Source organism: Ciceribacter sp. L1K22 (genome assembly GCF_017599385.1).
Lineage (GTDB): Bacteria > Pseudomonadota > Alphaproteobacteria > Rhizobiales > Rhizobiaceae > Allorhizobium.
On sequence record NZ_JAGFPK010000002.1, the window covers coordinates 330499 to 347135 of the forward strand.

The window sequence follows — 16637 nt, forward strand, 5'->3', positions numbered from 1 at the left end:
CAAAATTCGCGCGCATTGATGCCTTTGCGGCATCGCTTGCGCCTTTGTTTCCTGATTGTGCGGGATGATAAAAAAATAGGCAATGGTGGCCATGCTGCATTCGAGAAAACTGCTCTATATCGACGAGATCGCCCGGTGCGGATCGATCCGCAAAGCCGCCGCCCGGTTGAATGTCGCCTCGTCTGCGGTCAACCGCCAGATCCTGGCCATCGAGGAGGAGTTTGGAGCGCCTATTTTCGAACGCCTGCCGCGCGGACTACGGTTGACGGCGGCCGGCGAGTTATGCGTGGAGCACATCCGCGATGTGCTGAAGAACTACGAAAGGCTCGAGAGCCGTATCCGCAGCCTCAAGATGCCGCAGGCCGGGAAAGTGTCTATCGTCGTGACGACCGGGCTCGCCGCCGGCCCCCTGCCTGTCATCCTCGCCGGCTTCATAGAGAAGAACCCGCGCGTGCGCATTCTGCTGAGGGATGACGGCAATACATCCACTATCAATCCGGTGCTCACGGGGGAGGTCGATCTCGGCCTCGGCTTCAACATTCCGGCGACGCCCGGGATCCGCACTCTGGCAAATTTCGATATCCCGATCGGTGTCGTTTTGCCTCCGTCTCACCCTCTTGCGCAAGAGGCGGGGCCCGTAGATCTGGTCAGTGTGGTGCAGGAGCCGCTGGTGCTTGCCCAGCCGGGGACTAGCCTTCGCAATGTCATCAATCTGGCGCTTGCGCCGCTCCCAATCCCAGTGGAGCCCCTGCTGGAGACGAATTCGTCTTTGATGCTCAAGCAGCTCGTCAAGCGGGGCACGGCCCTCAGCCTGCTGAACCCGCTTGATGTGAGCGCCGAGTGCCGCAGCGGAGAACTGGTGTTCCGGCCGATTGCCGATCCGCACACGCGGCACCAGCCGATGAAGCTCTTTGCCCGGGCGCGGGCGCCGCTCGATGCCGCAACCAGCGTCTTTGCCGAATATCTGATGCAGGAACTCGTGGCGCTGGTGCGCGAATTGCAGGCCAAGGGGCATCTGCCGGCATCTGCGGCGCCAATGGGCGGAACGTCGGCTCCCGTCCTCTCCGACGCCGATCAGGGCTTGTAGAGGTTGGACAGAGGGTAGGCTTCGACATCGCGCAACAGGTCCACGAACCCGGCGACTTGATGTTTGCAAATCGCTTCGCCCTTCGCCGCGGTTCCCGCCGCCGCATTTCCAACGACGCCGTGCGGATTGAGGTCGTGCGCGATCCAGGCGAGCGAATGCGGCGGGAGTGGTGTCAGGTATTTCGATCCGGCCCGGATCTCTTCAGCCTTGGAGACGAAGTTCTGCGCCTTGTCCATTCGCACCAGGTCCGGACGGAAGTAGAGCATCAGCGAGGTCTCGACTTCGCCGCCGTGAATGCCGTAGCGGTTCTCGTGTTCGGAGATCATGCCGACGGGATTGCCGAAGCGACCCCATTGGGTTGAGACGACCACCATCTGGTGACGGACGCGCAGTTCGCGTGCCACGATGCTCATGATATCGACATTGCCGCCGTGGGAATTGACGATCACGAGTTTTTTCACGCCAGCTTCCGCCACCTTGGTGCCGATCGCCGTCCAGGCGGGGATCAGGATTTCGGGGCCGAAGGAGAGTGTGCCAGGACCATAGATATGTTCATTCGCCTTGCCGATTTCCTGGGTTGGCAGCACGAGAATGTCGAGGTCGGCGGGGAGCTGGTTACGGAGTTCGGCGATCATGCCGTTGGCTATCGCCACGTCGGTCGCTATCGGAAGGTGCGGGCCATGCTGTTCCGTCGATGCGATCGGCAATACCGCTATCGTCTTATCGACCGAGAGTCCCGCGAAGTCCGAGGTATTGAGTTCGTTCCAGTAGAATGGCTTGGACATAGCGGCTTCCTCGGTTTGGCTTCAGCTATGGCTTAGGAAATCCGGCTGGCGTCGAAAAGCATCAATTTGCGGGCAGCGTGCTGCCTTTTCGGTAGCGGACGCGGCCACCGTATCGATGTCAGCACATCACGTCTTTTCTTTCGGCTTTCCCCATTCGGCGATTGCAATGCCGCCGAGCACGAGCACCATGGCGACAACGTGGAAGAGCTGCAGGCTCTCGCCGACGACCAGAATGGACAAAAGCGTGCCGAATACCGGCACCAGGTTGACGAAGAGGCCAGCCCGGTTGGCGCCTATGACCTCGACACCTTTGACATAGAGAATTTGCGAGACGAGCGACGGCAGCAAGGCGGCGTAGGCTATGATCGCCAGCCCCAGCGTGTCTGGCAGTATGAGGTTGCCGGTTTCGGCCTCCCAAAAGACGAGGGGAAGTGCTGCGAGCGTCGCGCCGAACGCGGAGCCTGCCATCAGGCTGCGCCAGTGGATCTGCGGCCGCCAACGCAAGGCTACCGTGTAAAGGGAGTAGGCGAGTACTGCCAGCAGAAGGAGGGCGTCGCCGTAGTTCAGCGTCAGCGTCAGAAGCGTGGCCAGATCGCCATGGCTGGCGGTCAAGGCAACGCCGACGAAACTGATCAGGAAGCCCAGTATCTGGATTGCTGACACCGGGATCCGGAAGAAAATGAAGTTGATGATGAAAATCAGAACCGGGATCCCGCCCTGCTCGATCGCGCCGTTGACGGCACTCGTATATTTGAGAGCGGAGTAGAGGAAGCCATTGAAGGCAGTATAGCCGATGGCGCCGTAAGCGAGCAGAAGCAGCCAGTTACGCCGGATCTCCGGCCAGTCCCTGCGCAACTGCGGAACGGATATCGCGGTGATCAGCATGAAGGCGATGCCCCAGCGCGACAGGTTCAGCATCATGGGGCTAACATGGCCGACCGCCATTTTCCCGAAGGCGGTGTTGCCGCCCCACAGGAACGTCGTCACGACCAGATACAAATATGCTTTCGCGGACAAGTTCCACCACCTTACCGGTATTGACGTTGACCGGAATGCGGTCGAGACGTGTGCGACGGAATAGGCCAGGGGCATGGAATTGTCACGCAAAAAGCCGAATCTGCAGCGACAAACGGGTCGCTTTCCGCAAAACAACGCAGTATAGATGCGCCGGTTTGCATAGGGCGCAGGCATGCGCGATTGACAGGATTATGAAATGACCAATGTCGTGGTGATCGGTTCGCAGTGGGGCGACGAAGGCAAGGGCAAGATCGTCGACTGGCTGTCGGAGCGTGCCGATATCGTCGTCCGTTTCCAGGGCGGCCACAACGCCGGTCATACGCTCGTCATCGACGGCGTCAGCTACAAGCTCTCGCTTCTTCCGTCCGGCGTCGTGCGCCCCGGCAAGATGGCCGTCATCGGCAACGGTGTCGTTGTCGATCCGCATGCACTTATCGCCGAAATCGGCAGGTTGAAGGATCAGGGTGTCGAAGTGACGCCGGCCAATCTGCGAATCGCGGAAAATGCCACGCTCATTCTGTCGCTCCACCGCGAGCTCGACGGCATGCGTGAGGATGCCGCTTCCAACAGCGGTACGAAGATTGGAACCACCCGTCGCGGCATCGGCCCAGCCTACGAGGACAAGGTCGGTCGCCGTGCCATTCGCGTCATGGATCTTGCCGACCTCGATGCGCTCGAAGGCAAGGTCGAGCGCATTCTCACCCACCACAACGCTCTGCGTCGCGGCTTCGGCGCTGCCGAGGTCGAGCACAAGACGATTATGCAGGAACTCACCTCCATCGCCGAGCGTGTCCTGCCGTTCATGGATTCGGTCTGGAACATGCTCGACAAGGAGCGTCGCAAGGGTTCGCGCATCCTTTTTGAAGGCGCGCAAGGCTCGCTGCTCGACATCGACCACGGTACCTATCCTTTCGTCACATCGTCGAACACGGTTGCCGGTCAGGCCGCTGCCGGTTCTGGCATGGGTCCGGGTTCGCTTGGCTATATCCTCGGCATCACAAAGGCCTACACCACGCGCGTCGGCGAAGGTCCGTTCCCGACGGAGCTGCATGACGAGATCGGTCAGTTCCTCGGTGAAAAGGGCCATGAATTCGGTACGGTGACGGGTCGCAAGCGTCGCTGCGGCTGGTTTGACGCAGCGCTGGTGCGCCAGTCGGTTGCCACCAACGGAATCACCGGTATCGCGCTCACCAAACTCGACGTTCTTGACGGTCTTGAAGAGCTGAAGATTTGCGTCGGCTACAAGCTGGACGGTCAGGAAATCGACTATCTGCCGGCAGCCCAAGCGGCGCAGGCGCGTGTCGAGCCGATCTATGTGACGCTCGAAGGATGGAAGGAATCGACCGTTGGTGCCCGCAAATGGGCGGATTTGCCTGCTCAGGCAATCAAGTATGTGCGCCAGGTCGAGGAACTCATCGGCGCTCCTGTCGCGCTTTTGTCCACAAGCCCGGAGCGGGACGACACGATACTTGTGACCGATCCCTTTGAGGACTAATGTTGGCGACCTTTAAGGAAATGTTAATCACCGGTGGACCGGTGACCATGAGAAAGTACTGATGGCAGATTTTATCGCAGTAATTCGTCGCGCGGTGACCGGACTGCCGAACAATACGCCGGAGATGCGCACCAAGGTCTACGACAAGGCGCGCGCCGCTGTCCGCCGTCAGCTCGAGACGATGAACCCGCGTCCCTCCGAGGAGATGCTGAAGCGTCAGCTCGACAAGCTGGAAGCCGCCATCATCGAGGTGGATTCGGAATATGCCGAGGCGCTTCCGGCGGTCGAAGACGATGGGGTCGAAGCGCTCGCGTATGCCGATGAACCTTCAGAGGCGGAAGCCTATGATCCTCCGGCAGCTGCTTCTGACGCGGTCGAGCCGGCTCCGTCCTGGGACGCTCCTGCCGAGGAGCAGCGTCCTTCGGAATACAATGCCCATCCCTACCAGCACGAACAGACGATCGAGCGGCCCGAGAGCTATGGCGAGGTTGAGTCTGACGGGGATCGGAACGGTTCAGTTGACGAGCGGTCGGCAGGGGAGCCGGAGCCTGTCGCGGGCGAGATACCCTATTCGGAGCAGGACGACGAGCCGGTCCTAACGGTCGAACCTGCCGAGCCTGAAGACACGTCCGTGGTTTACGGATGGCAGCCGCAGACCGAGATCCATCCGGAACCGTCCGAGCCTCTCGAAGTCGAGGCGATGGAGCCTGTCTCCGCCGGAGAGGCGGACAACTGGCCAGTCAGCGAACCTGCGGCATGGACTGAGAGCCCTGCCGAGAGCCAGCAGGCGGAAGAGCCAGAGGACTTGCCTGAAGAGGAACCGGTGAGCGAGGAGCCGACACCGGTCGTGGCGGCGTCCGAGAGCTCCCCTTTCGATGAATGGGAACGGTCGCTCGAAGCTTCGCGTGCCGCGGCTGTCGAGGCGGCGGAGCGGCCATCCGAGGAGCCCGTAGCTCCGGCTCCCTACGATCCGTACGAACTTCATCCTGCGCAAGTGGGCGAAGACGTCCAAGAGCAAGAACAGGCCGAGGTGGTCCCGCAGTCTGCGGAGCCTCCACGCGCCGTGGAGATGCCGACCGCCGGTCTCGATCTTCTCGACTGGGAGCCGCCGGCAACGACAAGTTCTGTGAACAAGGGCGAGCCATTACCGGTCGATGATTTCGCGGACTGGCTGACGCCTGCGGCTGTCACGGCCGGTACCGCGGCGACGTCGTCACGCATGACGGAGGCTCTCGATGAACTCGAGTTGGAGCCGACGACGGGCAAACCGGCCGCGTCGCGCGCCGCAACCGACGGTGATTTCGACGAGTTGATGGCGGCTACCGAGGCTAAGGCTTACAAGGCTCCGCCAACCCGCAAACGAAGTCTCGTACCATTGCTTTTGGGACTGGCCGGTCTCGTGGTCATCGCTGGCGGCGGGTATGCGGTGTGGATGAACAAAGATGCGATGGGCGAATTCGTGACCGGGCTTGTGAGCTCGGCATCGAATGGTACCGGCGATGAGGCCGGGGACGTTGCGACGACCGAGGGCCAGACGCCGCCCACGCCGGTCGACACGGCGACCGGTACCGAGGCTCCGCAGGCACAGGCGCCCGCCGAAGGCGAAGTCGCCGGCCGTAAATTCACCCAGCGGCTTCTTGCCAACGGGACCGAGGTGGATGAGGGAGACGGCAGCGTCGGCACCGGCGAGGAAGGCCGTTCCGTTTCTGAGCAGACGCTTGCCGCTGCCGACACGCCGGCAGCACAGGCTCCGGCCGGGGCGACAAACACCCCTCCAGCAGTGCCTCCTGTCGAAGCCGGAGCCTCCACAGCTGCGGGCGAACGGGCGATCGTGTATGAAGAGCGCATCGGTCAAGCGACACCGACGGCGGTCAACGGGCGGATCGAGTGGAGCGTTTCGCGCGAGATCGGCCCGTCCGGCAAACCGGAACCGGCCGTACAGGGCAAGCTTATCGTGCCGGAAAACGGCTTGAGTGCGCTCATCACCTTCAAGCTCAATACCGACAGCTCCTTGCCTGCCAGCCATCTCATCGAGGTCGTCTTTTCAGTCCCGCCTACCTTTGAGGGTGGTGCGATCGAAGACGTTCAACGCGTTGCCATGAAACGCACTGAGCAGGATCGGGGCGATCCGCTGGTGGCGGTCGCCGCCAAGATCACCGACGATACCTTCCTGATCGCACTGAACGACTTTCAGGATGTCGTGGCGCGCAATCTCGAGCTGCTGCGCACCCGCAATTGGATCGACATACCGGTCACCTATCGCAACGGCCGTCGTGCGCTCCTGACGATCGACAAGGGTGCGACCGGGGCGGCCGCTTTTGAGAACGTCATCAAGGAGTGGGCGGCGCTTGGAACGACAAACGGCGGCTGATGAGCCGCCGTTTGATTTCTCGTGGCACCTGCTGGCGCTGTTAGCAGAGGCAATCTGGCTCAGGCGTCGACCAGCCGGAGTGCCTGTGCCCGTTCGCGGGCTTCCTTCTGCACCGCGTCCTGTACCTTCTCGAAGGCACGGACCTCGATCTGGCGGACGCGTTCGCGGCTGATGTCGAACTCGGCCGATAGTTCTTCCAGCGTCACCGGCTCATCCGCCAGACGCCGAGCCTCGAAAATCCGCCGTTCACGGTCGTTCAAAACGCCCATGGCCTTCGCCAGCATGCGGCGGCGCGTCTCAAGCTCGTCCTGCTCGATCAGAGTGTCTTCCTGGCTTTCGTGGTCGTCGACGAGCCAATCCTGCCACTGGCCGGACTCACCTTCCGTTGCACGAATGGGCGCATTCAGGGAGGCATCGCCGGAGAGGCGGCGGTTCATCGAGATGACTTCTTCCTCGGAAACCTTGAGCTTGGTGGCGATCTCGGTCACCTGGTCGGGCCGCAGGTCGCCTTCCTCGATCGCCTGAATCTTACCCTTCATGCGACGCAGATTGAAGAACAGACGCTTTTGGTTGGCGGTGGTGCCCATTTTGACGAGAGACCACGAGCGGAGGATGTATTCCTGGATAGAGGCCTTGATCCACCACATCGCATAGGTCGCCAGGCGGAAGCCCCGCTCGGGATCGAACTTCTTGACGGCCTGCATCAGGCCGACATTGCCTTCGGAAACGACTTCGCCGATAGGCAGCCCATAACCGCGATAACCCATGGCGATCTTCGCCACGAGGCGCAAATGGCTGGTCACCAGTTGATGAGCGGCGTCACGATCCCCATGTTCCTGATAACGCTTGGCGAGCATGTATTCCTGCTGCGGCTCCAGCATCGGGAACTTGCGGATTTCGTCGAGATAACGGTTCAAACCGCCTTCGCCGGCGGTAATGGTAGGCAATGAACTGCGGGCCATAGAGCACCCCCTTTTCTGGTGGCTCCCCTCCATCTCGGGGCGAGCGTGATCTCCGTGGATTTCCAAAACCCCACAGAAACCCGATTGAGAGATAAGTGCGGCATATTGGTGATTCAAGCGATCACCAGCATGTAACAGCATTACAAATCGGTAAGCTTCGCGGGCGAACGCGACCTCGTTTGACAGGGTCAACGTTCGTTGATGAACGTCTTATACGCTGGAACGCCGGGAATTACTTCCCCGACACATTTCAACACACTGTTCCAAAAACGCGAAAAATAGCAGCTCGTTCCCGCTTCAACCGTATTATACCGCACAATCGAGCGCAGGCCACCGTTCAACTGTTCCGCAGGGCCTCGACAATCGCCTGCATGTCTGCCGGCAGAGGCGCTTCAAAGCTCATGATCTCCCCGGTGGAGGGGTGTTCGAAGACGAGGAGGTAGGCATGCAGGGCCTGACGGTGAAAGCGGTTGACGAGGCGCTTTGCCGGCTCGGGCAGCAGGTTGGCCTTGGTCTTGAACGCCGCGCCATAATCCGGGTCGCCGACGACGGGATGGCCTATGTGAGCCATGTGGACGCGGATCTGGTGCGTCCGACCCGTCTCCAAGCGGCACTCCACCAACGAGGCGAGGCAGGTTGCATCAGGCTTTTCGCCGAAACGTTCAAGCACCTCGTAATGCGTGATCGCCTCGCGAGCATCGATGCTGTCTTCGCGCTTGACGGCCCGTTTGGTACGATCACCGGCGCGTCCCAGAGGCGCGTCTATCGTTCCCTGCAACGCGCGCGGTCTGCCCCAGACGACGGCAAGGTAGGCACGCTCCAGCGGACCGGTGCGGCCATGGTCAGCGAACTGGTCGGCAAGATGACGATGCGCGGCATCGTTCTTTGCAACGACCATGACGCCGGACGTGTCCTTGTCGAGACGGTGGACGATTCCCGGACGCTTCACGCCGCCAATGCCTGAGAGGCTGTCGCCGCAATGGTAGATCAGGGCGTTCACGAGCGTGCCCGTCCAGTTGCCGGCGGCTGGATGGACGACCAGACCGGGTGGCTTGACGACAACGATCAGATCGGAGTCCTCGTAAAGCACCTCGATCGGTATGTTTTCGCCCTTCGGTTCCGGATCCTGCGGTTCGGGCATGAGCAACTCGACGCGGTCGCCCGGCCGTACCTTCTTATTGGGTTCGGTGATGGCCGTTCCGTTGATGAAGACCGCGCCCTGCTCGATCAGCGCCTTGACGCGATTGCGAGACATCTCTCCGCCCAGTTCGGCCGCGATCCACGCATCGACCCGGCCTTCCGCCGTCTCGTCGGCGATCAGGGCTTTCCTTGTGGTCTCGCCTTCTTTAAAGGGGTCGTTCATTCCGTCATCCCGTGTGCGACGTTGCCGGTGAGGGCAGGGCTGCGGTGCAATTGGCACAGACGGCCGCCTTCGACAATCGCAAGACGCGCCGGATGACCGTTTTTCTTCGCACAACGCCTTGTTCGCGAGAAAAAGCAAAAAGATCACGAGTCACAGGAGCAGCGACGAACGCCATGGCGAATTACGAGCCCGAAGAGCAGGAAGACGAAAAGCCGCTTGATCCGGCGATGGAAAACGTTCGCCGCAAGATGGTGAAGCTGCAGCTCGTTTCGGGTGGCATCATGTTTCTGATGTTCCTCGCCGTACTGGCCGCCATCGTCTACAAGGTGACCCAGTCCGACGAACCTCGGTCGCAGGTCGCCACTCAGGGCCTGGCAATCCCCTCGGACCAGCCGATTGCTGCGGCTGCCCTGTTGCCGGCCGGCTTTACCGTCCTCTCAGCCGATCTGTCCGGCAGCCAGATCCTCTTTTACGGCACCACGGCTGACGGCATCCGGAAAGCCCTTGTCTTCGACCTCACCGTCGGCCGTATCATTGCCGACGTGACCGTGACCGGCAACTGAGAGCCACAATGCTCGAACGCAGGCTCGTGACGATCGAGAGCCCCGACGACCCGAGGATCGCGGAGTTCCGGGACATCCGGGAACGCGACCTGACGGGGCGCCAAGGCCGTTTCATCGCCGAGGGCACGGTCGTCCTGCGCGTACTGGCGCGCGCCCATTCGGCGGGTTCGGGCGTGCGAGCGGAAAAGCTGCTTCTGCTTCGTAGTCGTGTCGGCGGGCTTGAAGACCTGATCGCCGCATTTCCGGAGGACATTCCGGTCTATGTGGCAGAACCGGAAGTGCTGGATGCCGTTGCCGGTTTCCATCTGCATCGGGGGGTTCTGGCCGTCGGATCGCGCGGGGCCGTGCCGAGCGTCACCGAGTTCATTGCCGGCCTTTCCGCGTCATCATTGATCGTGGCAGCCTGCGGCATCTCCAACCATGACAATATCGGCGCAATCTTTCGCAATGCCGCCGCTTTCGGCGCTGAAGGTGTGCTGCTCGACGAAACCTGCTGCGATCCGCTCTATCGCAAGGCCCTCAGGGTGTCTGTGGGATCGGTGCTGTCGGTCCCTTATTGTCGTGGGGGAACGGCCGAGGCCACTCTTGATGCCTTGGCCGATGGCGGTTTTGACATATGGGCCCTTTCTCCCTCCGGGCAGGTGGAGATCAGGCAGATAGAGCGATCGCAACGGATCGCGCTGGTGCTTGGAACAGAAGGGGAGGGGTTGCCGGAGAGAATTCTGTCCCGCTTCCGCACGGCGCGCATCTCACAGTCGCCGTCGCTGGACAGTCTCAACGTCGGAACGTCGAGCGGGATCGCTCTCTATACGATCGCCGCCAAGCTGGGACAGATCTAACGCGTCAGCGTTTCTCCTCAATCCCATTTCTGAGCACCCGGGCTCGTTCCCCAAGATTGGTGCGCTTGCCACTGTCTTTCAAACTTGCACCTCCGGGAAGGATGTCGGCGATTGGCGAGGTGCGGCCTTCCTTCAGCGATGTCAGAACGATCATACGGGCGGCGAGATCGGAAATTTCCTCGCGTAACGCATCATCATTTTCCGAGCCCTTCGACTTCAGCAGCCGGTCCGTCAGCGCCTCCTGGCGCAAGGTCAGTTCTTCGGCCATCCGGTCAAGATCGATGGTTGGCGCGGCAGGGGGCTGGCGGCGGCTGGCAATATCGATGCGCGGTTCCTCCGGAGGATCGCTGAAATCACCCTCAGCAGCCGTGGGAATAAGGATCTTCGCGCTTCGCAGCGCTCGGGTGGCCGCGCGTGCCGCAGCGTTGGCGGCTTTGAGCTTCTCACGCATGCTCGAGAGTTCGTTGGCGCGGCGCTCCAGCTGGGCATCCTTGTCGGCGTTTTCGGCGATCTGCCGGGTGAGCCGGTCGTCGATGCGCAACCGCGTGTGCTCTTCCTGGATCAGCCGTTGTTCGGCTTCCTTCGCACGCTGGCCGGCAAGTTTTGCTTCGCGACGAAGGTCTTCCCGCTCGTCGCGCAGCGACTGGACGCGCTGTTTGAGGTTTTCGATCTCCGCTTCGCGTGCGGCGCTTTCTATCTTGAGGGTATCGATCTCGTAGGCGAGCTTTTGGAGGCGGCCAAGCATCTGCTCGATCTCGATATCCTTCGCAGCCGAGGCCTCCTCCAGTCGGCGGACCATTTCCGACAGGCTCAGGGCATCGTTTTCATAGCGACGGGCGTCCGAGCGTAGCTGTCCCGCCGTGACCTCCATCTCTTCGAGCGAAATCCGCATCTCCTCATGATCGGCAAGAAGCCGGCTCGCTTCCTTGGCCAGTTCGTCGTTCTGAACCTGAAGGGCCATTGCCTTTTCGCGCTCGCGGACCAGCTCCTGCATCGTCTTGGCGTTTTCGGCCGCATAGACCGCACGCGCCATATCCTTCTGCGCCCGGATTTCCTGCGGACTCAACGGCACGGTCGCGCGCAGGCGATTTTCGGTGAAGCGGACGATGCGGCGGTGCACGGCCGGCGCGACCAGCATGACGATAAGGGCCGTCGTCAGGACACCCAGACCAAACAAGAGAGCGTATTCAATCACGTTTCGTGGTTCCTCAGCGAGCCGTTGCGACACGCATCATTAACCACGAGGCTTGCGCGGAACAAGGTTTGCGCGTTCGACGCGCAAATCGTTCAGAATGGGTTCCAAGTCGGCGCCTGGGTGAGCTTCAGATAACCAACGTTGACGCCAAGGCGCGCGCCGATACCGGTGCGGATCGGAACGAGAACGACGTTGCCGTTCTTCAGCGCTGTCATCCCGACGCCGGCGACGACGTAAGCGGAGCCGCTGACGCCGCCGAACCTGGTATAGAGGCTGTCAACGCTCGGCAGGTTGTAGACCAGCATCATAGCGCGAGTGCCGTTGCCGCCATAGTCTATGCCGAGCGACGGGCCTTGCCAGAAGACTTCGTGCTGGCCGGCGTTCTTGGTGTAGAGATTGCCTTCGCCATAGGTTAGGCCGGCGATGAAGGCGCCGGAGCCCTCTTGTCCGAGAATATAGCCATTCGGCAGGCCATACTGGCCGAAGGCCTGCTCGATTACCTTGGCCAAAGCGCCACTGGTCGAGCCGAAGAAGCCGTGACCGGCATCAACGATCTCCTGCATGGTATACTGGCTACTGTCGGCCGAAGCGGGACGCGTTGCGCCGAGTGACAGCGCGATGGTCATGACGGTCAGCGCGATCGCCCGCACGAATGCGGTCACAGGACGTCTGGCGGGGCTCATCGTTTCCTCCGTAATTGTGCATGCTCGGGCGGAACCCGTTACCCTTGGCGCATTTTGCGTCGAGGGTCTTAACAATCGGTTTACCAAATATGGTGTCATTATGGCCGCAGAGGAATCGGATGTCCGAGCGGCCACCGTGTGCCGCTCCGCCTTGCGTGCGGCGATTCCGCTTCTTAGGAGAACCCGATGCCAAAGAACCCTATTCTCACGCTTGCCGGTCCTGACCTCGCAGCGCTTCTGTGCAGCCGGGTATGCCATGACGTCATCTCGCCTGTTGGAGCGATCAACAACGGTCTCGAGCTGCTCGACGAGGGCGGTGCTGATGCCGATGCAATGGAATTGATTCGGGCAAGCGCGCTCAATGCGTCGGTCCGGTTGAAGTTTGCGCGGCTGGCCTTCGGCGCGTCCGGTTCAGTCGGCGCCTCGATCGATACGGGCGAGGCAGAAAAGGCGGCGCGCGATTTCGTCGAGGCCGAGAAGAAGGCACAGATTTCCTGGAATGGACCCCGCGCCATCATCGCCAAGAACCGGGTGAAGTTGCTGCTCAACCTCTTCCTCGTGGCATACAGCGCCATTCCGCGCGGCGGCGAGATGGAGATTACGCTCGAGAACCCGGAATACGACGCCAGGTTCACGATCGCGGTGAAGGGGCGCCTGATGCGTGTGCCGCAAAAGTTTGCGGAAATCCTTTCAGGCCGTGCCGAGGAAGCGATCGACGCCCACTCTATACAGCCCTACTACACGGTATTGCTGGCGGAAGAATGCGGGATGGAGATCAAGTATGTCTCGTCCGACGAGCAAATCGCCTTCATTGCAGAAATGGCGGCCTGACACGCCTGGTCCCGTTAGGCGAACTTCCCGAAACGGGACGGTCCACGGTAACCGTTTCTTAGCCGCACCACGTTAGATTGTCTCTCTGGTCGCCCCCGACTTGGTGGACGAGAGGAGTTTTCCATGCAGCGTTTGATGATCGCGGACAGTTCGGACATCGTCCGCAAGGTCGGCAAGAGAATCCTGTCGGAAATCGGCTTTCTCATTTCCGAAGCTGCGACGGCGCGCGAAGCGTTGCGCCTTTGCGAACGAGAACTCCCGAACTTTCTGATCGTCGATGCAGGGCTTGAAGGCGCGCTTGATCTGATCACGAATATCCGCGCCCTGCCGGACGGCAAGAGCGTGACGATCTATTACTGCGTGATCGAGGCCGACCTCAAGACGATGATGCTGGGCAAGCGGGCGGGGGCCAACGAGTTCCTGCTGAAGCCTTTCGATCGCAAGATCCTCACGAAGATATTCACCGACAAGGCCATCGCCGCCTGACAATCCTGAGCTGGTCGCGGCGCAGCGGCCTTTCCATCCATTCGAGCGCTGAACACAAAAAAACCTGCCGCGAGGCAGGTTTTTTGATGGTCTATCGAGCAAGGCTCAAGCGGTTTCCATGTACTCCGAGCCATCCGGCTCGCGCAGCACATAGCCACGACCCCAGACGGTTTCGATGTAGTTGGCGCCGCCGGCAGCGTTGGCAAGTTTCTTCCGCAGCTTGCAGATGAAGACGTCGATGATCTTCAATTCAGGCTCGTCCATACCGCCATAGAGGTGGTTCAGGAACATTTCCTTGGTAAGCGTGGTACCCTTGCGGAGCGAGAGAAGCTCCAGCATCTGGTATTCCTTACCAGTCAGGTGAACGCGCTGGCCCCCGACTTCAACCGTCTTCGCATCGAGGTTCACAATGAGTTCACCGGTGATGATGATCGATTGTGCGTGGCCCTTGGAGCGGCGGACGATCGCGTGAATGCGGGCGACGAGCTCGTCCTTGTGGAAGGGTTTGGTCATGTAGTCATCGGCGCCGAAGCCAAGACCGCGTACCTTGTCCTCGATGCCTGCCATGCCCGAAAGGATCAGGATGGGCGTCTTAACCTTGGACAGACGCAGCGTACGAAGCACTTCGTAGCCGGACATGTCGGGCAGGTTCAGGTCGAGCAGGATGATGTCGTAGTCGTACAGTTTGCCGAGGTCGACACCTTCTTCACCCAAGTCGGTGGTGTAGACGTTAAAGCTTTCCGATTTGAGCATCAGTTCGATGCTCTGCGCCGTGGCGCTGTCGTCCTCAATGAGAAGAACCCGCATAATTATCCCCTTAACCGCCGCCGAAAGGTCGAGATGGTCCCCACGCGCTTCGGATCCAGTCGTTGCCTGATTTGAAGGCTGCCACCAAATGGTTAACAAATTCTGATTCCCTCTGGCAAGGTGTACGGAATTTATTAAGCAAGGTTTGCAGACTCCTGATTTTTCGCGTCTTTCCGGCATCGCCAAGTTTGAATCAGTTTGTGAGAAACTCCCGCTAACCGATTCATTCGACTCGTCATTGTCGAGGCACCCTTTTTGGGATGCGGCATTTACTGACCCTTAAAAGATCACCGTTATCATTAACGATGCCCGTAAACGAAAGGTTACCAGCGGTAGCTTTTTATTAACGTCGCCGAACTTTTTTAGGATTCGATTCGCAAACGACAGCGTCTCGGCGGGCAGTAAACGAGTTGGCGGGGGTCTCGCATCAACGGAGTATTGCGTATGAAGTCGCGTGAGAGCCTAGTGCGCCTGAAAGGTTTTCAGGTCACCGAGAAACGTCGCCAGTTGCAGCAATTGCAATTGATGATGTCTGAATTCGATCGGATGTCGAAGGAACTGGAAAGCCAGATCTCCATCGAGGAGAAGAAGTCGGGCATTTCCGATCCCGGTCATTTTGCCTATCCAACCTTCGCAAAGGCTGCCCGGCAGCGTGCCGATAATCTCCAGAACTCGATCCGGGAACTGAAGGTTCAGCAGGAAGCTGCGGAACTGGCGCTGGAAGAGGCCGAAGCGGAATATGCGAAGGCAACCGCTCTGGAGGAGCGGGACGGTCAGCAGCGCGCACGCGCCTGACCGGGAAAGGCTAGAGCGGAATGAAGAGGGAAGCTGCGCTGCAAGAGGCGCGGCTTCCCTCTTCATGTTTGCGCGTTACGCTGAAATGACGTCGCGCCATTCGGGATGCCGCTCCACCTGGCTTCGGAAGAATGGACATAGCGGCACGATCTTCCAGCCGCCAAGTCGGGCGGCCTCGACCGCGTGGGCCGCCAGCTTCTGACCGATCCCCTGTCCGCGCATCGCATCCGGAACCTCGGTGTGGTCGACGATGATCAGGCTCGGGGAAGCCCTGGAATAGGTAAGTTTCGCCGTCTCATCGCCAACTATCATGGTGTAGGCGCCACCGCTGTGGCCTTCCTGGTGCGTGATCGTCATCGTATCCTCTCAATTTGACCTTGGTCTCTTCCTGACACGCTCATATAGGCTAAAAGGGCATTCAACCCCAGGGATGAAGCGCGGGAGGACACTTGCGATGATCTGGCTACGCGCGACATTGCTGGTGGCGGCACCGTTCTGTCTTGCTCTTGGCTTCACCTTGCCACTTCTTCGCCTGGAGACGTTCTATGTCGTCAGCCGCACGCCGTCGCTCGTCGAAATCGTCGGGTCGCTGTGGTCGGGAGGAGATTACGTACTTGCGTCTCTCGTGGCCGTCCTCTCCATGGTCCTGCCCACATTGAAGCTGATGTTGCTGGCTGCGGAGGCCATCGGGCAACGCGCCTCGCCGGACAAGTCAGGGCACTGGCAGCGCCTCCTGCCTCATCTCGCCCGCTGGTCCATGATGGATGTGATGCTCGTCGCGATCGTGATCTTCGCCGCAAAAAGCAGCGGCCTGGCGAGTGCTTTCACTCAGCCAGGCCTCTGGTTTTTCGCGGTCTCTGCAATGATCGCGGGCGTGTTGCCCGCAGTTCTTAAAAGCGGAATGAATAAAGCAGATGTTTAATGGCGATACTGCTGAATTCTTGTGGTGCGCAGGCCGGGAAGGCCATGATCGTTGATGGAGCTCTGCCAGGAGAGGAATTCCTCGACCGTAAGCGTATAGCGTTCGCACGCTTCCTCAAGGCTGAGCAGGCCGCCTCTGACGGCGGCGACGACTTCCGCCTTGCGGCGAATGACCCAACGGCGCGTATCCGGCGGCGGCAGGTCGGCGATTGTGAGCGGGCTGCCATCGGGGCCGATGACATACTTCACTCGGGGGCGTATCATTTCGGTCATTGGACTCTCTACACATACTCAAGACCACAGGCGCTCATCCTAACCATGCACCTTTAAAATTTGGCTAAGCAGCCTGTAACGATTTGATAAGTATTTAAGCAAAGTGATTCACCGGATCTTGAGGGGAATGATTCACGTCGATCTGCTGCCGTTGCGTAAACTTG

The 16637-nt window shown here is 60.2% G+C and carries 18 protein-coding genes; 9 read left to right on the plus strand and 9 right to left on the minus strand.

Going from position 1 to position 16637, the window contains the following annotated elements; all coding sequences use genetic code 11:
- Window positions 1-91: 91 nt before the first annotated feature.
- Window positions 92-1087 (plus strand): LysR family transcriptional regulator, encoded by a 996-nt coding sequence (locus J5J09_RS19575; protein WP_208553910.1) that lies wholly within the window; start codon window positions 92-94, stop codon window positions 1085-1087.
- Here the strand turns inward: J5J09_RS19575 and J5J09_RS19580 are convergent.
- Window positions 1075-1872, minus strand: a complete 798-nt coding sequence (locus J5J09_RS19580) for a creatininase family protein (RefSeq protein WP_208553911.1) — start codon at window positions 1870-1872, stop codon at window positions 1075-1077. The two genes, J5J09_RS19575 and J5J09_RS19580, sit on opposite strands and share 13 nt — an antisense overlap.
- Window positions 1873-1998: 126 nt before the next feature.
- The gene (locus J5J09_RS19585) at window positions 1999-2889 is read right to left on the minus strand and encodes a DMT family transporter (protein ID WP_208553912.1); all 891 of its coding nucleotides are present in this window, start codon (window positions 2887-2889) and stop codon (window positions 1999-2001) included.
- 196 nt (window positions 2890-3085) lie between these two features.
- Between J5J09_RS19585 and J5J09_RS19590 the strand changes: the two genes are divergently transcribed.
- Both J5J09_RS19590 and J5J09_RS19595 read left to right on the plus strand, forming a co-directional pair.
- On the plus strand, window positions 3086-4384 hold the full coding sequence (locus J5J09_RS19590) for an adenylosuccinate synthase (protein ID WP_208553913.1): 1299 nt from the start codon (window positions 3086-3088) through the stop codon (window positions 4382-4384).
- 61 nt (window positions 4385-4445) lie between these two features.
- Complete coding sequence (locus J5J09_RS19595) at window positions 4446-6755, plus strand: hypothetical protein (RefSeq protein WP_208553914.1); 2310 nt, start codon at window positions 4446-4448, stop codon at window positions 6753-6755.
- A 59-nt stretch (window positions 6756-6814) separates the two neighbouring features.
- On the opposite strand, the gene rpoH is transcribed toward J5J09_RS19595, so the two are convergent.
- Together rpoH and J5J09_RS19605 are read right to left on the minus strand one after the other, a co-directional pair.
- Complete coding sequence (gene rpoH / locus J5J09_RS19600; protein WP_208553915.1) at window positions 6815-7717, minus strand: RNA polymerase sigma factor RpoH; 903 nt, start codon at window positions 7715-7717, stop codon at window positions 6815-6817.
- A gap of 337 nt (window positions 7718-8054) precedes the next feature.
- Window positions 8055-9080, minus strand: a complete 1026-nt coding sequence (locus J5J09_RS19605; protein ID WP_208553916.1) for an RluA family pseudouridine synthase — start codon at window positions 9078-9080, stop codon at window positions 8055-8057.
- Window positions 9081-9253: 173 nt separating this feature from the next.
- Here J5J09_RS19605 and J5J09_RS19610 point away from each other — a divergent pair, with 173 nt between their 5' ends.
- The gene (locus J5J09_RS19610; RefSeq protein ID WP_208553917.1) at window positions 9254-9643 is read left to right on the plus strand and encodes a hypothetical protein; all 390 of its coding nucleotides are present in this window, start codon (window positions 9254-9256) and stop codon (window positions 9641-9643) included.
- Between the two features lie 8 nt (window positions 9644-9651).
- Window positions 9652-10482: an RNA methyltransferase gene (locus J5J09_RS19615; RefSeq protein ID WP_208553918.1), complete on the plus strand. Its 831-nt coding sequence runs from the start codon at window positions 9652-9654 to the stop codon at window positions 10480-10482.
- 4 nt (window positions 10483-10486) lie between these two features.
- Here the strand turns inward: J5J09_RS19615 and J5J09_RS19620 are convergent, their stop codons facing one another.
- Window positions 10487-11677 (minus strand): hypothetical protein, encoded by a 1191-nt coding sequence (locus tag J5J09_RS19620; protein WP_208553919.1) that lies wholly within the window; start codon window positions 11675-11677, stop codon window positions 10487-10489.
- 92 nt (window positions 11678-11769) lie between these two features.
- Window positions 11770-12303, minus strand: coding sequence for an EipA family protein (locus J5J09_RS19625; protein ID WP_246746052.1), 534 nt, complete (start codon window positions 12301-12303; stop codon window positions 11770-11772).
- Window positions 12304-12546: 243 nt separating this feature from the next.
- Between J5J09_RS19625 and J5J09_RS19630 the strand changes: the two genes are divergently transcribed.
- Both J5J09_RS19630 and J5J09_RS19635 read left to right on the plus strand, forming a co-directional pair.
- Window positions 12547-13191 carry a histidine phosphotransferase family protein gene (locus J5J09_RS19630; RefSeq protein ID WP_208553921.1) on the plus strand — a complete coding sequence of 215 codons (645 nt, stop codon included), beginning with the start codon at window positions 12547-12549 and terminating at the stop codon, window positions 13189-13191.
- A 123-nt stretch (window positions 13192-13314) separates the two neighbouring features.
- On the plus strand, window positions 13315-13677 hold the full coding sequence (locus J5J09_RS19635) for a response regulator (protein ID WP_208553922.1): 363 nt from the start codon (window positions 13315-13317) through the stop codon (window positions 13675-13677).
- Between the two features lie 105 nt (window positions 13678-13782).
- On the opposite strand, the gene ctrA is transcribed toward J5J09_RS19635, so the two are convergent.
- Window positions 13783-14484 carry a cell cycle two-component system response regulator CtrA gene (ctrA, locus tag J5J09_RS19640; RefSeq protein ID WP_099058674.1) on the minus strand — a complete coding sequence of 234 codons (702 nt, stop codon included), beginning with the start codon at window positions 14482-14484 and terminating at the stop codon, window positions 13783-13785.
- 444 nt (window positions 14485-14928) lie between these two features.
- Between ctrA and J5J09_RS19645 the strand changes: the two genes are divergently transcribed.
- Window positions 14929-15279, plus strand: a complete 351-nt coding sequence (locus tag J5J09_RS19645) for a flagellar export protein FliJ (RefSeq protein ID WP_208553923.1) — start codon at window positions 14929-14931, stop codon at window positions 15277-15279.
- Between the two features lie 75 nt (window positions 15280-15354).
- Here J5J09_RS19645 and J5J09_RS19650 read toward each other — a convergent pair whose 3' ends face one another.
- The gene (locus J5J09_RS19650) at window positions 15355-15636 is read right to left on the minus strand and encodes a GNAT family N-acetyltransferase (RefSeq protein ID WP_208553924.1); all 282 of its coding nucleotides are present in this window, start codon (window positions 15634-15636) and stop codon (window positions 15355-15357) included.
- Window positions 15637-15733: 97 nt separating this feature from the next.
- Here J5J09_RS19650 and J5J09_RS19655 point away from each other — a divergent pair, with 97 nt between their 5' ends.
- On the plus strand, window positions 15734-16201 hold the full coding sequence (locus tag J5J09_RS19655; protein ID WP_246746023.1) for a paraquat-inducible protein A: 468 nt from the start codon (window positions 15734-15736) through the stop codon (window positions 16199-16201).
- Here J5J09_RS19655 and J5J09_RS19660 read toward each other — a convergent pair.
- Window positions 16198-16473, minus strand: coding sequence for a DUF1153 domain-containing protein (locus J5J09_RS19660; RefSeq protein WP_208553925.1), 276 nt, complete (start codon window positions 16471-16473; stop codon window positions 16198-16200). The two genes, J5J09_RS19655 and J5J09_RS19660, sit on opposite strands and share 4 nt — an antisense overlap.
- Window positions 16474-16637 lie beyond the last annotated feature (164 nt).

Bases quoted from the DNA above. Each gene is read 5' to 3' on its own strand.
- J5J09_RS19590 (WP_208553913.1), top strand. From the start codon at position 3,086: ATGACCAATGTCGTGGTGATCGGTTCGCAGTGGGGCGACGAAGGCAAG.
- J5J09_RS19615 (WP_208553918.1), top strand. From the start codon at position 9,652: ATGCTCGAACGCAGGCTCGTGACGATCGAGAGCCCCGACGACCCGAGG.
- rpoH (WP_208553915.1), bottom strand. From the start codon at position 7,717: ATGGCCCGCAGTTCATTGCCTACCATTACCGCCGGCGAAGGCGGTTTG.
- ctrA (WP_099058674.1), bottom strand. From the start codon at position 14,484: ATGCGGGTTCTTCTCATTGAGGACGACAGCGCCACGGCGCAGAGCATC.
- J5J09_RS19605 (WP_208553916.1), bottom strand. From the start codon at position 9,080: ATGAACGACCCCTTTAAAGAAGGCGAGACCACAAGGAAAGCCCTGATC.
- J5J09_RS19645 (WP_208553923.1), top strand. From the start codon at position 14,929: ATGAAGTCGCGTGAGAGCCTAGTGCGCCTGAAAGGTTTTCAGGTCACC.
- J5J09_RS19610 (WP_208553917.1), top strand. From the start codon at position 9,254: ATGGCGAATTACGAGCCCGAAGAGCAGGAAGACGAAAAGCCGCTTGAT.
- J5J09_RS19595 (WP_208553914.1), top strand. From the start codon at position 4,446: ATGGCAGATTTTATCGCAGTAATTCGTCGCGCGGTGACCGGACTGCCG.
- J5J09_RS19655 (WP_246746023.1), top strand. From the start codon at position 15,734: ATGATCTGGCTACGCGCGACATTGCTGGTGGCGGCACCGTTCTGTCTT.
- J5J09_RS19635 (WP_208553922.1), top strand. From the start codon at position 13,315: ATGCAGCGTTTGATGATCGCGGACAGTTCGGACATCGTCCGCAAGGTC.
- J5J09_RS19650 (WP_208553924.1), bottom strand. From the start codon at position 15,636: ATGACGATCACGCACCAGGAAGGCCACAGCGGTGGCGCCTACACCATG.
- J5J09_RS19660 (WP_208553925.1), bottom strand. From the start codon at position 16,473: ATGACCGAAATGATACGCCCCCGAGTGAAGTATGTCATCGGCCCCGAT.
- J5J09_RS19575 (WP_208553910.1), top strand. From the start codon at position 92: ATGCTGCATTCGAGAAAACTGCTCTATATCGACGAGATCGCCCGGTGC.
- J5J09_RS19580 (WP_208553911.1), bottom strand. From the start codon at position 1,872: ATGTCCAAGCCATTCTACTGGAACGAACTCAATACCTCGGACTTCGCG.
- J5J09_RS19630 (WP_208553921.1), top strand. From the start codon at position 12,547: ATGCCAAAGAACCCTATTCTCACGCTTGCCGGTCCTGACCTCGCAGCG.
- J5J09_RS19625 (WP_246746052.1), bottom strand. From the start codon at position 12,303: ATGACCATCGCGCTGTCACTCGGCGCAACGCGTCCCGCTTCGGCCGAC.